Genomic DNA, 1,936 nt, shown 5'->3' with positions numbered 1-1,936 from the left:
GAATACAAGGGATCACAGGAGCAACAGGCGCTACTGGTAGTCAAGGAATACAGGGTATAACCGGGGCAACAGGTACTACTGGTGCACAAGGAATTCAAGGAATCACAGGAGCAACAGGTGCTACTGGAGCACAAGGAATACAGGGTGTAACTGGAGCAACAGGTGCTACTGGGACACAAGGAATACAAGGAGTCACTGGAGCAACAGGCGCTACTGGGGCACAAGGAATACAAGGAGTCACTGGAGCAACAGGCGCTACTGGGGCACAAGGAATACAGGGTGTGACCGGAGCAACAGGCGCTACTGGTAGTCAAGGAATACAGGGTGTAACCGGAGCAATAGGTACTACCGGAGCTCAAGGAATTCAAGGTGTAACCGGAGCAACAGGCGCTACTGGTGCACAAGGAATACAAGGAATACAAGGGGTAACCGGAGCAACAGGTGCTACTGGAGCACAAGGAATTCAAGGGATCACTGGAGCAACAGGTGCTACCGGAGCACAAGGAATACAGGGTGTCACCGGAGCAACAGGTGCTACCGGGGCGCAAGGAATACAGGGTGTGACCGGAGCAATAGGCGCTACCGGAGCACAAGGAATACAAGGAGCCACTGGAGCAACGGGCGCTACCGGAACTCAAGGGATTCAAGGTGTGACCGGAGCAACAGGCGCTACTGGGGCACAAGGAATACAAGGAGTCACTGGAGCAACAGGCGCTACTGGGGCACAAGGAATACAAGGAGTCACTGGAGCAACAGGTGCTACCGGAGCACAAGGAATACAAGGGGTAACCGGAGCAACAGGTGCTACCGGGGCGCAAGGAATACAGGGTGTGACCGGAGCAACAGGTGCTACTGGGGCACAAGGAATACAGGGTGTGACCGGAGCAACAGGTGCTACTGGGGCACAAGGAATACAGGGTGTGACCGGAGCAACAGGCGCTACTGGGGCACAAGGGATCACTGGAGCAACAGGTACTACTGGTGCACAAGGAATACAGGGTGTGACCGGAGCAACAGGCGCTACCGGAGCACAAGGAATACAAGGAGCCACGGGCGCTACCGGAGCTCAAGGAATTCAAGGTGTGACCGGAGCAACAGGCGCTACTGGTGCACAAGGAATACAAGGGGTAACCGGAGCAACAGGTGCTACCGGGGCGCAAGGAATACAGGGTGTGACCGGAGCAACAGGTGCTACTGGGGCACAAGGAATACAGGGTGTAACCGGAGCAACAGGCGCTACTGGTGCACAAGGAATACAAGGGATCACAGGTGCAACAGGTACTACTGGTGCACAAGGAATACAAGGTGTGACAGGAGCAACAGGCGCTACTGGTGCACAAGGAGTCACAGGAGCAACAGGCGCTACTGGTGCACAAGGAATACAAGGGGTAACCGGAGCAACAGGCGCTACTGGGGCGCAAGGAATACAGGGTGTGACCGGAGCAACAGGTGCTACTGGGACACAAGGAATACAAGGTGTGACCGGAGCAATAGGTGCTACCGGAGCACAAGGAATACAAGGAGCAACGGGCGCTACCGGAGCTCAAGGAATTCAAGGTGTGACCGGAGCAACAGGCGCTACTGGGGCACAAGGAATACAAGGAGTAACCGGAGCAATAGGCGCTACCGGAGCACAAGGAATACAAGGAGCCACTGGAGCAACAGGTACTACCGGAGCACAAGGAATACAGGGTGTGACCGGAGCAACAGGTGCTACCGGAGCACAAGGAATACAAGGGGTAACCGGAGCAACAGGTGCTACTGGGGCACAAGGGATCACTGGAGCAACAGGTGCTACTGGTAGTCAAGGAATACAAGGGATCACAGGAGCAACAGGCGCTACTGGTAGTCAAGGAATACAGGGTATAACCGGGGCAACAGGTACTACTGGTGCACAAGGAATTCAAGGAATCACAGGAGCAACAGGTGCTACTGG

Annotated in this window: 1 protein-coding gene; it reads left to right on the top strand. The window is 55.2% G+C overall.

Annotated elements, in window-relative coordinates; all coding sequences use genetic code 11:
* The coding region (locus F0000_RS27130) for a hypothetical protein (protein WP_223148954.1) at window positions 1-1,936 on the top strand (1,936 nt) is incomplete at both ends.

It is taken from the genome of Aquimarina sp. RZ0 (assembly GCF_008370685.1).
In the GTDB taxonomy this organism is placed as follows: Bacteria; Bacteroidota; Bacteroidia; order Flavobacteriales; family Flavobacteriaceae; genus Aquimarina.
Note: the sequence above shows the minus strand (reverse complement) of the source record. Positions and strands in the feature narration are given on the sequence as shown.